15 protein-coding genes are annotated in these 15,429 nt (G+C 71.0%); 11 read left to right on the forward strand and 4 right to left on the reverse strand.

Features of this window, described 5'->3' with window-relative positions; all coding sequences use genetic code 11:
* Positions 1-132: 132 nt before the first annotated feature.
* The 5 genes from paaI to BJ969_RS14485 all read left to right on the forward strand — a co-directional run bounded on the left by paaI (position 133) and on the right by BJ969_RS14485 (position 4,285).
* Positions 133-531 (forward strand): hydroxyphenylacetyl-CoA thioesterase PaaI, encoded by a 399-nt coding sequence (gene paaI / locus BJ969_RS14465; protein WP_184485294.1) that lies wholly within the window; start codon positions 133-135, stop codon positions 529-531.
* Positions 528-1,841: a phenylacetate--CoA ligase PaaK gene (gene paaK, locus BJ969_RS14470; RefSeq protein ID WP_184479444.1), complete on the forward strand. Its 1,314-nt coding sequence runs from the start codon at positions 528-530 to the stop codon at positions 1,839-1,841. The genes paaI and paaK overlap by 4 nt, the downstream gene beginning before the upstream one ends.
* Positions 1,838-2,440: a TetR/AcrR family transcriptional regulator gene (locus BJ969_RS14475; protein ID WP_184479445.1), complete on the forward strand. Its 603-nt coding sequence runs from the start codon at positions 1,838-1,840 to the stop codon at positions 2,438-2,440. The genes paaK and BJ969_RS14475 overlap by 4 nt, the downstream gene beginning before the upstream one ends.
* A gap of 408 nt (positions 2,441-2,848) precedes the next feature.
* Positions 2,849-3,583, forward strand: a complete 735-nt coding sequence (locus BJ969_RS14480) for a LuxR C-terminal-related transcriptional regulator (protein ID WP_184479446.1) — start codon at positions 2,849-2,851, stop codon at positions 3,581-3,583.
* 357 nt (positions 3,584-3,940) lie between these two features.
* Positions 3,941-4,285, forward strand: coding sequence for a LysM peptidoglycan-binding domain-containing protein (locus BJ969_RS14485; protein ID WP_184479447.1), 345 nt, complete (start codon positions 3,941-3,943; stop codon positions 4,283-4,285).
* Positions 4,286-4,379: 94 nt separating this feature from the next.
* Here the strand turns inward: BJ969_RS14485 and BJ969_RS14490 are convergent, their stop codons facing one another.
* Both BJ969_RS14490 and BJ969_RS14495 read right to left on the reverse strand, forming a co-directional pair.
* Entirely contained in the window at positions 4,380-5,885 is a 1,506-nt protein-coding gene (locus BJ969_RS14490; protein WP_184479448.1) for a helix-turn-helix domain-containing protein, read from the reverse strand.
* Between the two features lie 317 nt (positions 5,886-6,202).
* Positions 6,203-7,609: a CitMHS family transporter gene (locus tag BJ969_RS14495; protein WP_343071410.1), complete on the reverse strand. Its 1,407-nt coding sequence runs from the start codon at positions 7,607-7,609 to the stop codon at positions 6,203-6,205.
* A 159-nt stretch (positions 7,610-7,768) separates the two neighbouring features.
* Between BJ969_RS14495 and BJ969_RS14500 the strand changes: the two genes are divergently transcribed.
* Both BJ969_RS14500 and BJ969_RS14505 read left to right on the forward strand, forming a co-directional pair.
* Positions 7,769-9,388: a sensor histidine kinase gene (locus BJ969_RS14500; protein ID WP_246456798.1), complete on the forward strand. Its 1,620-nt coding sequence runs from the start codon at positions 7,769-7,771 to the stop codon at positions 9,386-9,388.
* On the forward strand, positions 9,385-10,044 hold the full coding sequence (locus BJ969_RS14505; protein ID WP_184479450.1) for a response regulator: 660 nt from the start codon (positions 9,385-9,387) through the stop codon (positions 10,042-10,044). Before BJ969_RS14500 ends, BJ969_RS14505 begins: the two co-directional genes overlap by 4 nt.
* A 167-nt stretch (positions 10,045-10,211) precedes the next feature.
* Here the strand turns inward: BJ969_RS14505 and BJ969_RS14510 are convergent, their stop codons facing one another.
* Both BJ969_RS14510 and BJ969_RS14515 read right to left on the reverse strand, forming a co-directional pair.
* Complete coding sequence (locus tag BJ969_RS14510; protein WP_184479451.1) at positions 10,212-10,598, reverse strand: hypothetical protein; 387 nt, start codon at positions 10,596-10,598, stop codon at positions 10,212-10,214.
* 189 nt (positions 10,599-10,787) lie between these two features.
* A complete protein-coding gene (locus BJ969_RS14515) occupies positions 10,788-11,564 on the reverse strand; it encodes a bestrophin-like domain (RefSeq protein ID WP_184479452.1) in 777 nt (258 codons plus the stop codon).
* 431 nt (positions 11,565-11,995) lie between these two features.
* Between BJ969_RS14515 and BJ969_RS14520 the strand changes: the two genes are divergently transcribed.
* From BJ969_RS14520 to BJ969_RS14535, 4 genes are all read left to right on the forward strand, one after another.
* Complete coding sequence (locus BJ969_RS14520) at positions 11,996-13,006, forward strand: hypothetical protein (RefSeq protein ID WP_184479453.1); 1,011 nt, start codon at positions 11,996-11,998, stop codon at positions 13,004-13,006.
* Positions 13,007-13,112: 106 nt separating this feature from the next.
* Positions 13,113-13,421 carry a hypothetical protein gene (locus BJ969_RS14525; protein WP_184479454.1) on the forward strand — a complete coding sequence of 103 codons (309 nt, stop codon included), beginning with the start codon at positions 13,113-13,115 and terminating at the stop codon, positions 13,419-13,421.
* A 50-nt stretch (positions 13,422-13,471) separates the two neighbouring features.
* Complete coding sequence (locus BJ969_RS14530; RefSeq protein WP_184479455.1) at positions 13,472-14,731, forward strand: nucleotide sugar dehydrogenase; 1,260 nt, start codon at positions 13,472-13,474, stop codon at positions 14,729-14,731.
* Positions 14,732-14,875: 144 nt separating this feature from the next.
* Complete coding sequence (locus BJ969_RS14535) at positions 14,876-15,409, forward strand: EF-hand domain-containing protein (RefSeq protein WP_184479456.1); 534 nt, start codon at positions 14,876-14,878, stop codon at positions 15,407-15,409.
* Positions 15,410-15,429 lie beyond the last annotated feature (20 nt).

Below are 15,429 nucleotides of genomic sequence, written 5' to 3' on the forward strand. Positions count from 1 at the left end.
AACGGGATCGCGGCGGGTTGACATCGTGACCGCCGCCACCAACACTGCAATTAATAACCGACTGTTCGGTCAGTACGCAAGGTGGTGGAGCCGTTGAGCACGGCGGAAGACGTGGCCGGACCGGCGCGAGCGATGTTCGACGAGGACGACGCGTCCCGCGCTCTCGGCATCGAACTGCGCACGGCGGCCGACGGGCGGGCCACCGCCCGCATGACCGTCACCCCGGCGATGGTCAACGGCCACGGCATCGCGCACGGCGGCTACGTGTTCCTGCTCGCCGACACCGCGTTCGCCTGCGCCTGCAACAGCCACGGCCCGGTGACCGTCGCGGCGAGCGCCGAGATCACCTTCGTCGCGCCCGCCCACGCCGGCGACGACCTGCACGCCGAGGCCGCCGAGCGCACCCGCTTCGGGCGCAGCGGCATCTACGACATCACCGTGCGCCGCGGCGCGGCGCCGGACGCCCCGGTGATCGCCGAATTCCGCGGCCACAGCAGAACCCTCAACGGTGGGAAGGACCCGAGGCCATGACGGGAACGACGACGGCGCCGGGCACCACCGCTCCCGGCGAGTCCGGGCGGCTCGGCGAGGACGAACTCCGCGCCCTGCAACTGGAACGCCTCCAGTGGACGCTGGACCACGCGTACCGCAACGTCGCCTTCTACCGCGCCAAGTTCGACGCCGCCGGGGTGCATCCGAGCGACTGCCGGAGCCTGGCGGACCTCGCGAAGTTCCCCGCCACCACCAAGGACGACCTGCGGGCCAACTACCCCTTCGGCGCGTTCGCCGTCCCCCGCGAGCAGGTCAGCCGCATCCACGCCTCCAGCGGCACCACCGGGCAGCCCACCGTCGTCGGCTACACCCGCAACGACCTGCAGGTGTGGGCGGAGGTGGTGGCCCGCTCCATCCGGGCCGCGGGCGGCGGCCCCGGCGACCTGGTGCACATCTCCTACGGGTACGGCCTGTTCACCGGCGGGCTCGGCGCGCACTACGGCGCGGAGCACCTCGGCTGCACCGTGGTCCCCGCCTCCGGCGGGATGACGGCGCGCCAAGCGCAACTGATCCGCGACTTCCGGCCGGACCTGATCATGGTGACGCCGAGCTACATGCTCACCCTCGTCGACGAACTGCGGCGCCAGGGCATCGATCCGCGCGACACCGGGCTGCGCGCGGGGATCTTCGGCGCCGAGCCGTGGACCGAGGACATGCGCCGCGAGATCGAGCAGGCGCTCGGCATCGACGCGGTCGACATCTACGGGCTGTCCGAGGTGATGGGACCCGGCGTCGCGGCCGAGTTCGCCGAGACCAAGGACGGGCTGCACATCTGGGAGGACCACTTCTACCCCGAGGTGATCGACCCCGTCCTCGGCGATCCGCTTCCCGACGGCGAATCCGGGGAGCTGCTGTTCACCTCGTTGACGAAGGACGCCCTGCCGATCATCCGCTACCGCACCCGCGACCTGACCCGGCTGCTGCCGGGGACCGCGCGCCCGGCGATGCGGCGGATGGAGCGGATCACGGGGCGCAGCGACGACCTGATCATCCTGCGCGGCGTCAACGTCTTCCCCACTCAGATCGAGGAACTCGTGCTGCGCGCCGACGGGCTGTCGCCGCACTTCCAGATCACGTTGTCCCGCCGCGAGCGGATGGACCACATGACGATCCGCGTCGAAGCGCTCGACGACACGACCGCCGACCAGCGACGAGCCGCACCCGCCTCGCTGACCAGGGCGGTCAAGGACGCGGTGGGCATCACCGCGGAGATCGCCGTCGTCGACCCCGGCACGCTCGAACGCTCGGTGGGCAAGCTGCGCCGGGTGCGCGACGAGCGCGGCGCATGACCCGCGGACGGGGCAGGCCCGGCCACGACGTGGATTCGCTGCTGCGCGTCGCGGCGGTCGTCTTCCACGAACGCGGCTACGACGGCACCAGCATGGAGGAGCTGGCCAAGCGCCTCGGCATCACCAAATCCGCGATCTACCACCACGTCTCCGGCAAGCAGGAGCTGCTGCGCCGCACGGTGGACCGCGCGCTGGACGCGCTGCTGGCCGTGACCGCCGAACCGGAATCCCGCGAGGGGCCCGCGATCGACCGGTTGCGCCACGTGGTGCGGCGCAGCGTGCACGTGCTCGTCGAGGAGCAACCGTTCGTGACGGTGCTGCTGCGGGTCCGCGGCAACAGCGAGGTGGAGCGCGCCGCGCTCGTCCGCCGTCGCGAGATCGACGCGTTCCTCGGCGCCCTGGTCGCGGAGGCGGAACGCGACGGCAGCCTGCGCTCCGACCTCGACCCGGCGCTGACCAGCCGGTTGCTGTTCGGAACGATCAACTCGATCATCGAGTGGTACCGCCCGCAGCCCGGTCTGGACGCCGCCGCGCTCGCCGACGCGGTCACCAAGCTCACCTTCGAAGGTTTGGAGGGCTGCCCCGGCGAACGGCCTTGATCAGTCCTGTTCGGAATGCACGATCGGGACACCGCACAAGCCCGTGGTGGGGCCGTCCTCGGGTTCGCCGAGGTCGCGGCTCCGGACCGCCGCCGCTCGCACGGCAGCACCGACCCTCGTGGCCACCGGGTTGTTGCCGGAAGCCCGAAGCGGGATCGCTTCCCGGTGGCAACAGGGACCATGGACCATGTCGGTCCCGCGCGGCGCGCGGCTAGCGTGGAGCCGCGTTGCGCAAGGCTGCGCGCGGGGAAACCGATCGACGCGCGCTCGAAGCACGCCAGCTGAGAGGCGTGCGGGTTCAGCTGGACGGCCCGCACCGCGCCTGCCGGCGGCGCGAGATGCGGTCGCACGCCTCCAGCGGTTCGGCGCCGTCGCCGCCACGGTCCGGTTTCAAGCGGGGGTTCAACCATGATCGAGGTCGCTGTCATCGCCCCGAACCGGTTCTACCGGGAGGGCTTGGCGCTCATCCTGCGGAACATCGGCGGATTCCACGTGATCGCCGCCGTATCTCGGCCCGAGGAGATCGCACCGCTGTCGGCGGTGCGCGGGGTGATCCTGTTCGATGTGGTGGACTCCGGCGACGGGCTCGGCGCGGTGGGCTCGCTGGCGGCCCGCAACCCCGGGCTGCCGATCGTCGTGCTGGGCGTGTCCGAGGACGAAGTCGACATCATCGCGTATGCCGAGATGGGCGCCGCCGGTTACCTGACGCGGGAGCAGCCGATCGCCGAACTGGGGCGCACCATCGAAAGCGCCGCGACCGGCGAGCTGCGCTGTTCGCCGCGGGTCGCGGCGGCCCTGAGCCACCGGGTGGCCGAGCTGACCGCCGAACTGCGGCCCGGCGGCCCGCTGGAGCCGTTGAGCAGGCGGGAAGCCGAGATCACCGAACTGCTGGAGCAGGGGTTGTCGAACCAGGAGATCTCCCGACGGCTGTGCATCGCGTTGCCGACGGTGAAGAACCACGTGCACCACATCCTGGACAAGCTGGGGCTGCGGGCGCGCGCCGAGGCCGCCAGCCGGGCCCGCCGCCAGCGCCTCAACCACTCCGCGCTGATCCGGTCGAACAACGGGGTTCGAGCGAACCGCGCGGAGACCGCCCTGCACCGGGCCGACGCGCGAGGTGGTCCGGTCTCGGCCCCGAGCTGACGGCCCCGTTCCCCCGGCCTCCGATCAGCGGTCTCACCTGCTCCTGCCGCGCAACCGCCGGTTCAGGTGCGCCGAGCCCGCCGCAGACCCGTTCGGACGCGGCTCCTTCGCGCGTCGGCCGGTGGTACTAGCGAGCACGAGCTCAGTCGCGCGAACCGGTGGCTCGCGGACGCGGCTCGACACCGGCACGTGATCCGCGTGATCGGTCACCGCGTGCCAGGACCAACCCCCAATGAACCCGCCGGACCATTTCGGCCGCGTGCGCACGGAGGTGTACTCGGGACGGGTTTCGGCACATCGGCGGAGGGCGCCGCCGAAGCCCGCCACCCGATCCGGACACCTCACCGGGAGGACGCCATGACGAACTGCAACACCTACCGGGTCCAGACCCATGACACGCTCAGCGAGATCGGCGTCTGGTTCCACGTTCCGTGGCAGGAACTCGCGCGGATCAACAAGATCGAGGACCCGGACCACATCGAGGTCGGCGAGTTGTTGTTCCTGACCGAGGACGAGAACGTGTGCAACGCCTACCAGATCAAGCCCGGCGACACGCTCTCCGAGCTCGCCGAGCGGTTCCACGTCGGGATGCGGCAGCTCGCGCACTACAACCACATCCTGAACCCGGACCAGATCCAGGCCGGAGCCACCCTCTGCGTTCCGCTGCCCGCCCACGTGGGCGCGGGACAACCGCAGGCATAGCGGGGTCAGGCCGTGATCGGGTCCCCATCGCCCCGAGCGCTTCGGCCGGTGCGGTGGGATCCGCTCGTGAGCGGGTGGGCAAGGCCCCGGAGCCTCAGGACGTGCCCAGTGCGGACTCGGCGACCGGCTCGTCGTGCAGTCGCAGGGCGAAGTGCAGGTCGTAGCGGACCGACGGGCCGTGCAGCAGGGACCGTTCGAGCAGCCGCTCGATGCGCACGATCCGCTTGCGCACCGCCGGAACCGACAGGCCCAGGGTGCGCGCCGCCTGCTCCAGCCGGGCCCCGCCGCCCAGCCACGCGCGGAGCGTGTCGAGCAGGTGCTCCTCGGCGTGGTGCAGCGGTTCGAGCTGCCGCGCCGTCCAGGCCCGGACCGCGTCGGTCTCCAGCAGGTCCGGGAGGTCCGCCTCGTCGGGTTCGGCGGGCGGTTCGGCGGACCGGGCGGCCAAGCGCAGCGCCAAGTGCAGCCGAGCCTGGGTGGGCAGGTCCCGCACGTCGCAGTCGAGGATGCGGTCGAGCTGCGCCAACCTCGACGTCAGCGTGTTGCGGTGGATCTTGAGCTGGCGGGTGGCGCTGGTGCCGAGGGTCAGCCACGACCCCAGCGTCAGCTCCAAGGTCGCCGCGTCCGGGTCCTGGGTGCGGGCGGGAACGAACGCGCGCAGCGGCGCCAGGACCCGCGTGGCCCAGCCCTCCCCCTCCGGTCCGACGATCGCGGCGAGGCTCTCCTGGAAGGCGAACAGCTCGAAGGAACCGGCCCCGCCGCGAGCCGCGGCCAGCGCGTGGAAGCCCTGCTCGTAAGCGACCCCGACTTCGCGCAGCGACACGACCCGGCTCACGCCCACCCGGATCCGCTCCTGCCCGGCCACGACCCCGCGCACCAGGTCCGCCACGGCGTCGGCGGGGCGGTGGCGTTCGTGCTCGCCCGCGGGAACCAGCGCGATCAGGTGCTTGACGTACACCGGGCAGTGCACGATCCACGCCCGGCCGCCGGTGAGGCGCGCGATCCGCGCCGCGAGCGAATCCCGATCGGCCTTGTCCGCTTCGATCACGTAGAGCGTGAGGAACGCGGGCAGCCGCGGGGTGAGGGTGCTCGCGACCCGCTGGGCGCTGTCGGTGTGCCCCATCAGCAGCAGGTGGATCACGACCTCGCGGATCGCGGTGGCGGCCTGGCCGACGCGCTGCGCGGCCCGCAGCGCCTCGTCGGAATGCCAGCGCATCGACAGCAGCCGGGCCGCGTCCGCGATGAGCCGGTCGACGCCCTGGTAGGCCGCCGCCCGCGCCGAGATCAGCAGGATCGGCGCGTCCGCGCCGAGGGCCTGCGCGGAGATCAGCCGGTCGTCGTGGTGCACCGCCGCGGAATGCGCCTGGCCCGTCCGGATCCGGTCCAGGTCGGGCGCGATCGCGGCCACGGCGGCCGGATTCACGGGAGGGCCTTCCGCGACCGGTTCGCCCGCGGCGTCGACCAGCGCCGCCTCACCGCGCACGGCGTCGGCTACCCGGCGCAGCAGCAGTCTCGTGCCGTCGGGGCTCAACGCGTCGTGGTGCAAACGGCGGAGCCGTTCGGCGTCACCGTCCGGTTCAGTGGGTGGGGTCCGCTGCTGCACGGCAGTCGACCTTATCGGCCGTGCACGAGACGTGGCGCGATCGGCCCTGGACAGCGCAATGCCACGCTGGCATATTCCATTCGGCGCGATCTCTCATTCACGCAGCAATTTATTACCGGATTCCCGGTCGGCTGGGCAAGATGAAACTTCCCGCGAAGTGGATCAAGCTCTAATCTTGGTCCTTCGCAGGGGGCATCGAGTTCGGGCGACCTGGGGGCGCCCGAACTCGGTCAACGACAGCCTCGCTCCGATCGCGAGCGGGCCGGTACTTCACGCGGCAGGCGGGACCCTCCCCGGACTCGCCTGCCGCGTGGAGATCAATGCACCGAGATCAGGCCGAGCGCGAACCCGGCCGCGATCACGACCAGCGACACCAGCAACGCCCACTTGATGGCGAACCGGTGCTGGTCACCCAGATCCACCTTCGCCAGCCCGATCAGCACGTACATCGCGGGCACCAGCGGGCTGAGCATGTGGATCGGCTGGCCCAGCAACGACGCCCGCGCGACCTCCATCGCCGAAATCCCGTGCTGCGCCGCCGTTTCCGCAAGGATCGGCACCACGCCGAAGTAGAACGCGTCGTTGCTCATGAAGAACGTGAACGGGATGCTCAGCACCGCGATCACGATGCTGAAGTACGGGAACAGCGCGTCCGGCATGCCGTGCAGCAGGTACTGCGCCATCTGCTCGATCATCCCGGTGCCCGAGAGCACCCCGGTGAACACCGCGGCGGCGAACACCATCGACACCACCGCGACCACGCTGTCCGCGTGCGAGGCGATGCGCGCCGCCTGCTCCTTGATGCTCGGGTAGTTCACGATCAGCGCGATCCCGGTGCCGATCATGAACAGCACCGCGATGGGCAGCACACCGACGATCAGCGCGACCAGCAGCGCCGCGGTCAGCGCCGCGTTGAACCAGATCAGCTTCGGCCGCAGGCTCTCGCGGTCCGGGGCCAGCACGTCGAAGTCCCCGCCGGTGCCCGGCCCGTCGGCGGCATCGGACTCCGATCCGCCCAGGCCGCCGCCGCCCGCGCCCACACCGGCCGGCACCGGTTCGGCGCTGCGCGCCCGCAGCTTCGCCCGCTCCCGCAGACCGAGCACGTAGGCGATCACGAACACCGCCACCAGTCCGGCACCCAGCGCCGGGATCATCGGCACGAACATCTCCTGCGGGTCCAGACGCAGCACGCTCGCCGCCCGCGCCGCCGGACCGCCCCACGGGACGATGTTGAGGATGGCGTTGGTCATGCAGGCCAAGCCGGTCATCAGCACCGGGCTGACCTCCAGCTTGCGGTAGATCGGCAGCAGCGCCGACACCGTGATCATGAACGTCGTGGTGCCGTCGCCGTCGAGCGAGACCACGGCGACCAGCGCCACCGTTCCCATGATCAGCTTCAGCGGGTCGTTGCCGGTGAGCCGGACGACCACCCGCGCCACCGGGTCGAACAACCCCGCGTCGATCATGATTCCGAAGTAGAGGATGGCGAACATCAGCATCGCCGCGGTCGGCGCCAGCGAGGTGATGCCCTCGGTGACCATGTCGCCCAGATCAGGGGCGAAACCGGCTATCACCGCGAAGATCGCCGGAATGACGATCAGCGCGACCATCGGGGCCAGCCGCTTGCTCATCACCAGATAGAGAAAGACCGCCACCATTGCCAACCCGAGCAACGCGATCAACGCACTACCCCCCTTCGAACCACGACGTGGCCCACGTAACACCGTTGTTTCATTTCGCGGAACCGTAGGTGCTGCACGCCCGGGGCGGGAGGGTTGCGGATGTTGTACGCCTATTCCGCGTTCGGCGCGTTCTGCTCGTTCTGCTCACCGCCCGCAGCCGCGCGTCCCGGCCGCGCCGAAACGGCTGGGTAGGGTCGCGGCATGTCCCGCCGCCCCATGCGGTTCGCCCGGCAGGTGCTCGCGTTGCAGATCGGGCTGATCGTCCTGGTCACCGGCATCGGTTTCGCGATCGCCGCCGCCCTGCTCGACCGCGGTCTCGTCGAGCAGTACGGGCAGCGCGCGCTCGGCGTGGCGCGCTCGGTCGCCGCCGACGACGAACTCGCCCGCGGCGTCACCGACCCCGCGCTGCACCCGCTGGTCGCGGCGAAGGCCGAACGCGTCCGAGCCGCCACCGGTGCGCTGTTCATCGTCGTCACCGACAGCCGCGGAGTCCGGCTCTCGCACCCCGTTCCGGAGAAGATCGGCGACCCCGTCAGCACCGACCCCTCGGCGGCGCTCACCGGGCGCGAAGCGGTCGACGTGCAGCGCGGCACGCTCGGGTGGTCCGCGCGCGGGAAGGTGCCGCTGCGCACCGCCGACGGCACCGTCGTCGGGCAGGTCAGCGTCGGCTTCGACGCCCACGAGATCGACACCGCCTTCCTGCGCCTGCTGGGCACCTCCGCCGGGCTGGCCGCGGGCGCGCTGCTGCTCGGCGTCGCCGGTGCCGCGCTGCTCACCAGACTGCTCAAGCGGCGCACGCTCGGCCTCGAACCGCACGAACTCGCCGAGCTGGTGCGGCAGCGCGAAGCGGTGCTCTACGGGATCGGCGAAGGAGTGCTCGCCCTCGACGCCGACGAACGGGTCACGGTGTGCAACGCGGAGACCGAACGGCTGCTGGGCCGCCCCGTCGAACCGGGCACCCCGGTCCGCGAACTGGACCTGCCGCCCCGGCTGCGCTCCGCGCTGCTGGCGCGGCGGCCGGTCGACAACCTGATCACGGTGACCGCGGACCGGGTGCTCGTCGTGCACCACCGCCCGGTTCTCCGCGAGGGCGTCGACCTCGGCGCGGTGGTGACCTTGCGCGACCGCACCGACCTGGACAAGCTCACCCGCGAACTGGACGCGGTGCGCGGCACCGCCGACGTGCTGCGGGCGCAGCGCCACGAGTTCACCAACCGGCTGCACGCGCTGTCCGGCCTGTTGCAGACCGGGCACCGCCAGGAAGCCGAGGACTACCTGCAAGCGCTGTTCAGCGGCTCGATCGCCGGGCTGGGGCCGGCGGCCGACGCGGTGCGGGATTCCTACCTGGTGTCCTTCCTCGGAGCGAAGAAGGCCGCCGCCGGGGAGAAGGACGTGACCCTGGAACTCGGCGAGACCAGCTGGGTCGCCACCGGCGTGGTCGCGCCGGTCGAAGTGACCACGGTGCTCGGCAACCTCGTCGACAACGCCTGCGACGCCGCCCGCTCCGGGCGCACCCGGCCGGCCGTGGTGGAGGTCGATCTGCTCTCCGACGGCACCGCCCTGCACCTGTCGGTGCTCGACAGCGGCGACGGCGTGCCCGCCGCGATGCGTGACGAGGTGTTCACCGAAGGAACGTCCACGAAAGGCGGCGAGGGCCACGGCATCGGCCTCGCGCTGGCCCGGCAGGCTGCGCACAGCCTCGGCGGCGAGGTCCGGCTCGCCGACCCCGGCGGCGCGGGCCGGGGCGCGCTGTTCGTGGCCCGGCTGCCCGGCGCGCTGGCCGCGACCGGCGAAACCACCGAACAGGAGACGAAGCGATGATCCGGGTACTGGTCGTCGAGGACGACTTCCGCGTGGCGCAGGTGCACGCCGAGTTCACCGACCGGGTGCGCGGCTTCCGCACCGTCGGCATCGCGCACTCCGCGGCCGAAGCCCGCGACCTCCTGGCCGAGCACCGGCCGGAACTGGTCCTGCTGGACAACTACCTGCCGGACGGGCCGGGCATCGCGCTGCTCGCCGAACTGGACGTCGACGCCATCATGCTCACCGCCGCGTCCGACCCCGCGTCGGTGCGCGCCGCGCTCGCCGCCGGAGCGCTCAACTACCTGGTGAAACCGTTCACCGCCCACCAGCTGAAGGACCGGCTCACCGCCTACGCGCACTACCGGTCCCGGCTGCCCGCCACCGACGGCGCCGTCGACCAGGAGGAGATCGACCGGGCCATGCGGTCGCTGCGGGAAGGCGATCGGCCCGGTTCGCCCAAGGGCCAGTCCAGCATCACCACGAAGCTGATCACCGACGCGCTGCGCAGCGCCACCGCACCGAAATCCGCCTCCGAGGTCGCCGACGAGCTCGGCATCGCCCGCGCCACCGCGCAGCGCTACCTCGCCGGACTCGCCCAGGACGGCAAGGTGACCATGACGCTGCGATACGGAGCCAGCGGGAGACCTGAGCACCAGTACGAACTCGACGGCTGACTCACCTCACGGCCGGGGCGCCCGAAGTGCGCGGGAATCGACTCGCTCAAGCCGGTGGCCGCTTCAGCGGTGTCGCCGCCGGCAGGACGACGATCGACAACGCCGCCCTCCTGGAACGCGACAAGATCGAAGGTGGCTGAGGTGCGCCCGTGCACGGCGACCGGCGGTCAGCTGCGGTGGTGCACCCCTGCGCCGGCGAGGTGGTAATCGCGCATCACGTGCAGCATCGCGTGCAACGAGAGGTCGCCGGGGCGGCGCAGGCGGGCCTTCTCGGACGCGCACAGCGCGGTCGCCGGATTCATGCCCAGCGCGCGCATCCAGCCGACGAAATCCGGGTGCGGCATCGTGCCCTCGGCGGCGTTCGGGCTCAGCTCCAGCACGGCCTCCAGCACCGGCAGCAGCATCCGGTTGAACGCCGCCTCGCCCTGCTCGAACAGGAGGTCTTCGCAGGCCTGGTGGAAGCGGTCGCGACTGATCTCCGCCCCGGCCCCGGCCACGAGCGCGATCTGCTCGAACAACCAGCACAGCGAATTGCGCAATCGGCTGGTGTCCATCGTGGACCCCGATCGGAATTCGCGGACCACACGATCCGCCTCCGCCGCCCAGTCGCACCGTTGCAGCACGGCGTTTCCCGTCAGGCTCCGCACCGCGGCTCGCGGCTCGCATCTGCGACTCATCACGACATGCACCATGACCCCCACCATTTCTCCCCCTGCATTCGGAACGAGGCTGCGACGCTCGACTCATTCGGTCGCCGATGTACCTTCCGGCAGCGCTTCCAGGAATGTGCGGAAGGAATCAGGATCGACACCGAACGGTCCTTGCAATGGGTGCATCAGTTGCACCGAGAGGTAAATGGTGAATCCGAGGGTCAACGTCAGCAGCGCCATGGTCACCACGTTGGCCGGACGAGCGCTCAACCCGACCAGCAACGGAAACACGATCATGAGCACCGCGCCGAGGATGCTGCCCACGAGCAGCACCACGTTGAAGCTCTGGTCGTCGGTCGCCACGTCGACCCGTTCCCGGTGCCCCTCGTCGATCTGGCGCACGTCGGCGAGCACCTGCTCCCGCGCCGACTTCTGCACCTCGGTGTCGGCGAGCAGCGCGATCGCCTCCGCCCGCAACCCGACGAGCAGGCGGTCCGCCTCCGCGTCGCCGCGCCCCTGGCCCAGCGCCGCCCACTCGTGCTCGGCGACCCGGTGCGCGTACTGCTCGGCCAGCGAGCGGATCGACGCGGCCTGCTCCGCCGGAACCGCGCTGACCTGCCAATACGCATCGTTGAGCGCATTGACCTCTTGCTGCGCCGCCTTGTCGACGTCGTCGCCGTTCTGCCACGCGAACACGATGTAGAACGCCAGCAGCACGGTGAACAGCGCGTTGAGCACGCCGCCCACGAAGGACTGCGAGTCGGAGTCGGAGCCGCCGGCGGCGACCGCTTCACGCCGGGCGCCCAGCAAGGTGACCGCGGCGACGGCCGCGGTGAGCAACACCAGCACCAGAAGAATGAGGAAGATCACGAGAAGTCCGTTCCTGACGGCACGACCGGGCGAGGTCGATTTGTGCTGTGCGATGACCGGGACCGGGCCGCGCGAAATGGCGCGCCCGAAGGGGAACGAATCCGGAGTTCGGCTGCTATCTCCGGTCCGCCGCGAAGAACCCTACCCGCCACGCTGCGTTAAAAGGAGGAACTTTCCAAGCGTCAGGCGCAAAATTCACCGAATAGGGTGATCTTGAACGATTCCCGAAACGGATAACTCATCTCGACCATTCCGCGCAGTTCGACAAAATTCCCACATCTCCGCTGGTCAGCAGGCCAATTAGGCCAATGTGGACTTTCCACGAAGAGCACTCGGGGTTCGAATTCGCAGTGCTACGGTTTTCCCGGCCGCCGATAAGGACCTGCCGTCTCCGGTCATTCCGCTGCTTTCCACGTGCCCGAGGGGGTGAGATGTTGCGGAAGCAATCCATTCTGAACCGATGCGCCCCGCGCCGAGCGGCCGCACGGCGTTCCGCCGTGCTGTCGTGCTGCGGGCTGGCCCTGCTGATCCCGCTGCTGACGTCCGCGTACGTCCCGCCGCACCCGGGCGCTCCGGCGCCCGGAGAGCACGTCGGAGAGCACGAGAGCGGGTGGCCGATCGAGCACCCCTCGCTGTCGCTGCGCACCGAGGTCGCGCCCGCCGTCGCGCGGCCCGGTGACCCGATCACGCAGACCGCCGTCGTCGGCAACACCGGCGACACCACGCTCGCCGGTGTCGTCGTGACCCTGGATTCCGGCCCCTGCCACGAAGTTCTCGGCCACCTCCGGCCCGGAGCGACGGAAACCGCCTCGTGCTCCGGTACGGCGCCCGCGCACGGCCGGGTGTCGGCGCGCGCGGTAGGCATGAGCCACGGCGGCCTGCCCGTCGTCGAGCGCGCCACCGCGGAGATCGCCGAATCACCGCCCGAGCCCGAACCGCCCGCACCGAAACGGCCCTCGGTCGCGCTGGAGATCCTGCCCGCGCGTGCCGGATCGGTGCCGGTGCCGGTGCGCAACACCTCGACCGTCCCGCTGCTGGGAGTCGAGGTCACCGGCGAGCCGCCCGCGTGCCGGCGCACGCTCGGCACGCTGGAACCGGGTCGCTCGGTCACCTACACCTGCCGGGCGGCTCCCGGCGAGACGGTGCGCCTCGCGGTCTCCGCCCGGTCGCTGGCGGGCGAGGTCACCGCCGCCGACGCACTGGTCGTGCCCCCGCTGCCCCCTGCGCCGCCTGCCGCCGAACCGTCCCCGCCCGCCGAACGGCCGCCACCGGCGGCGCGTCCGGTCCCGCCGCCGCTCGACGAGACCCGGGTGGAGCTCGCGGATTCCGGCGGGCCGCGCGAATCCCCCGCCCAGACCGCCGGATTCATCGCGGTCCTCGGCGTGCTCGTGATGATGGTCAGCGTCGGCGCGCTGTCGTCGGCGACCCGAGCGGGCCGGTGACCTACGGCCCGGGACGCGGCGACGCGCTCGTCCCGGGTGCAACCCCGCCACTCCCCGATCGGGTGCCACCGGCGGGAATTCCCCCACACAGAACAGGAATCGCACCATGCGCTCGACCGCACGTCTACTGGTGGCCGCGACGGCCGCGATCCTGGCCGCCGGCTTCCCCGCGGCCACGGCGGCCGCCGCCTCCAGCGGCCAAGTCCTGATCTTCAGCACCGAGCTCGAACCGGTGACGACCTACGACACGCCGAACGGGTGCTACCGGGCCCCCCTCACCGCGCACGTGCTGATCAACGAGACGGACTCGCCCGTTCGCATCTACGGCGATCCGTTCTGCATGACGGCGTCCCTCGTCGTCGCCCCCGGCCACGGAGCGCACGTGCCCCCGGGCACCGGCAGCTTCCAGGCCTGACCCGACCGTCCCCGCAGGACCGGAACCAGCATCGGACGAGGAGTCGGATGATGTCTGTTGATCTCGTGGTGGTCGGACTCGGCTACGTCGGCCTGCCGCTGGCGTCCGCCGCCTGCTCCGCAGGCGTGACCACGGTCGGGCTGGACGTGTCCGACGAGGTCGTGGCCGGGTTGAACGCGGGCCGGTCCCACGTCGGGGACGTGCCGGAGGCGGCCGTGGCCGAGATGGTCGCCGCCGGGTTCACCGCGACCACCGACCCGGCGGTGCTGGCCACCGCGGACACCGTGGTGCTCTGCGTGCCCACCGGTCTGTCCGCCTCCGGCGATCCGGACCTGAGCGCCGTGCGGGCCGCGGCCGGGACCGTCGCCGCCCGGCTGCGCGCCGGAACCCTGGTGGTCCTGGAGTCCACCAGTCATCCCGGCACCACCGAGGAGGTCGTGCGGCCGATCCTCGAACGGGGCAGCGGACTGCGCGTCGGCGAGGACTTCCACCTGGTGTACTCGCCGGAGCGGATCGATCCGGGCAACGAGCGGTTCTCGATGCACAACACCCCGAAAATCATCAGCGGTTGCACCCCGCTGTGCGCCAAGTACGGCGTCGCCTTCTACGGCCGGTTCGTCGAATCCCTCGTGGTCTCCCGAGGGACCAGGGAGGCCGAGATGGCGAAGCTCCTGGAGAACAGCTACCGGTACGTCAACATCGCGCTGGTGAACGAGGTCGCGCTGTTCTGCGACCGGATGGGCATCGACGTGTGGGACGTGCTGCACTGCGCGGGAACCAAGCCCTTCGGGTTCGCGCCGTTCCAGCCGGGCCCCGGCGTCGGCGGCCACTGCATTCCGATCGACCCGCGCTACCTGGAGAGCAAGGCGCGCAGCGCCGGGTTCACCTTCGACACGTTGTCGGCCGCTCGCGCCGTGAACGAACGCATGCCTTCGCACGTGGTGCTGCGGGCGGCCGCGCTGCTCGCCGAGCGGGGCGCGGCGCTCGCGGGTTCGCGGGTCCTGCTGCTGGGCGTGGCCTACAAGCCCGACGTCGCCGACACCCGCGAGTCGCCCGCGTACCCGATCGCCCGCGAACTGCTCGCCCGCGGCGCCCGCGTCTCGTTTCACGACCCGGAGGTCGCCGAGTTCGAAGTGGACGGTCGCCCGATCCGCAAGGAGCACCCGCTCCCGGAGGCGTTGGCAGACGCGGATCTCGTCGTCCTGCTGCAGGACCACTCCTGCTACGACCTCGTCGAGATCTCCAGCACTGGTCGCGCGCTGCTGGACACCCGAGGGAAGTCCGCCGGTGGCTCGGTGACGCTGCTCTGACCCACCCCCGCCCCGGCGCGTCGGTGCACCCCGGCGCACCGGAACCGATCTTGCGCGAGGACTTCGGTCTCGCGCGGGCCGTCCGCTGCCGTCCGGTCGCGGGCGGAGCACCATTTCACCAACGAATCATCAAGGAGGATGGCCATGACCGCGGCTATCGCTAACGACCGCCTGCGCAAGCGCTTCGCCAAGTGGGACTTGGACGGCAGTGGCCGTCTGGAGCGCTCGGACTTCGAGAAGGAAGCCGTGCAGATCGCCCAGGCCTTCGGCACGCAGGTCGACAGCGCCGAGGCCCAGTCGGTCCAGGACGCGCTCACCGGCATGTTCGAGTACCTGGCCGTCGAGGCCGGGACCACGGCCGGCGGTTCGCTCTCGGAGGACGACTTCCTGCGCGTCACCCAGAAGCTGATCTTCGAGGACGGCGAGGAGCAGTTCAACCGCGTGCTCGGCCCGCTGGTGCGCAGCATCGTCGGCCTGTGCGACAAGAACAACGACGGCAAGATCGACGCGACGGAGTTCGCCTCCTGGCTCAACGCCGTCGGCGTCGACCACTCGCAGGCCGCGGAGGCGTTCGTCAACGTGGACACCGACGCCAACGGTGAGCTCACCGTGGACGAGCTGCTCGCCGCCGTGCGCAACTTCCACTTCGGTCGGCTGGACGTCGAACTGCTGGGCTGATCCGCCCCCGGCGAACGAAC

Source organism: Saccharopolyspora gloriosae (assembly GCF_014203325.1).
GTDB classification, from domain to species: Bacteria; Actinomycetota; Actinomycetes; order Mycobacteriales; family Pseudonocardiaceae; genus Saccharopolyspora_C; species Saccharopolyspora_C gloriosae.